Raw genomic sequence first — 1771 nt, forward strand, 5'->3', positions numbered from 1 at the left:
GCTGGTGAGCGCGATGCGAACCGCATCACGCTTGAACTCCTCGCTGTGTGTCGCTGCCATATCCTGTCTCCTTTGAAGAGAGCATCGCTCTCAGAAGACCGGAACGGAACAGGTGCAGGTCTAGTTCGTCGCTCAACGCGCGGAAACATGTTGCGACAGCGATCATCACCGAGACCTGGTTGATCAGCGCGGCACAGTGGCAGCCGACCAGAGGAGGAAATGGCCGTGGCGGTGGAACTGGCCTCGGGATGATCGGCCGAAGGACAAGGAGCACGCGCCAACCGTGTTTGAGGCAGCCGATTTCGGTTGACCAAATCTTGCCAAAATTCGGTGCCGTTCGGTGCCTTTCCGTGCCAGTTGAGGGGGTTCTGCACCTTTTGACAGTTTAAGCCGACAGCGTATATTTTGCCTTGCAACTCTGTCGCTTGCGCGGCTATACCCGTCCGCGGAGACGTGGCCGAGTGGTCGAAGGCACACCCCTGCTAAGGGTGCAGACCCGAAAGGGTCTCGAGGGTTCGAATCCCTTCGTCTCCGCCACTTGCACCCGCGAAAGCGTTCTCCCTATCCGGCTGCGGCCGGATTTTTTCGTTGTTTTCGAGGGTTATGCGGGCGGGGCTGTTAACCTGCCCCGGCGCCAGGAGGGACGATAGCGTTCTCTCCGGGCCCATATTCTCCGGACCTGTTAACCGCGTACAGTCCGGTTCAGAGCCCATGCTATTGAAGTTAGGAGATTTAAACTGGATGCGCCTTGGGCGCGGTTTGCAGTTCCGTTTGCCAAGCTGCTGGAACCCGGATCGAACGATCAGCGAACGGCCCTATGCCGCCTGCGCGAAGCCACCATTCACGGCCTGTTGCCACACGTGGGCGTAGACGCTTGCAGCAAGTGCTTTCTTTTCATCGGGCGTGAACGGGGGTGACGGTAGACTTGCGAAGAGTTCGTCCAAGATGAAGACCTCGACGTCTGCCTTGGTCTGTTCCTTCTCCCAGAAGCGATCGAGCTCGGCCAGGCGCGTCTTTATGGAGGCCAGGAGGTCGCGGCTCGCCTGCTTCACCCGCTCACGAGACGTCTTGTCCAGGTTATCTTTGAGCAACAGGTCGAAGAGCGCGAGCTCATCTTCGCCAAGCCCTTCCCTCGTTGCGCGCTTCTGTTCCTGGTTCAGACTGTTCACGAGCTCGACCAGTCGGCGGAAGGTCTCTTCGATGGTGGTTCGGTCTTTCTCCCGATTGTAGTCGGCGATGATTGCCTCGTACTTCACCTGATAGTCCATTCTTGCGGGATTGCGCGCCAGCATCTCGGCGAGTTTCTGTTCGACGATGTCTCGAATGTCCTGAAGTGCGGTCGCTTTGCGTCTGACCTTCTTTGCGAATTCATCACGCAGCTTCTCAAGATCGATCTGACTGAGGTCGAAGGTCAGTCCCTCGGCTTGGTCGTCTCCTGGCGCCTGCGTCCGGATGGCCTCGTTGACGATCCGGTGCAACTCCTTCAACAGCTCTGTCACGTCAGCCGTGTCGCGCCGCTCGGTCAGCTTCTTGTAGATTGCTTCGATGTTGTCGTGTCGTTCGGCGTATGCCCAAGCGCTGGGTTCCATCAGCAGCGCCTTGAAGCGAGTGAACACCTGCCGTGCGAGAATCTCGAAGCGCCGCTTAGAATGACGTTGCCCCCAACTTTGATCCAGCGTGAGCGAGACTTCGGCTTTGGGTTTTGCCTGTTTTTGCGGGTCGGGCAACGGGGTCTGGCGCGGAGTTTTGCGGGTTGCGCAGCGTCAAACCC

1 protein-coding gene and 1 tRNA gene are annotated in these 1771 nt (G+C 58.5%); one reads left to right on the plus strand and one right to left on the minus strand.

Annotated elements, in window-relative coordinates:
- Positions 1-447 precede the first annotated feature (447 nt).
- Positions 448-537 (plus strand) — tRNA-Ser (locus tag OC184_RS20035).
- A 278-nt stretch (positions 538-815) separates the two neighbouring features.
- Here OC184_RS20035 and OC184_RS20040 read toward each other — a convergent pair.
- A complete protein-coding gene (locus OC184_RS20040) occupies positions 816-1727 on the minus strand; it encodes a type I restriction enzyme endonuclease domain-containing protein (RefSeq protein ID WP_265508937.1) in 912 nt (303 codons plus the stop codon).
- Between the last annotated feature and the right edge of the window lie 44 nt (positions 1728-1771).

This window comes from Paracoccus rhizosphaerae (assembly GCF_026162645.1).
Classification (GTDB): domain Bacteria; phylum Pseudomonadota; class Alphaproteobacteria; order Rhodobacterales; family Rhodobacteraceae; genus Paracoccus; species Paracoccus rhizosphaerae.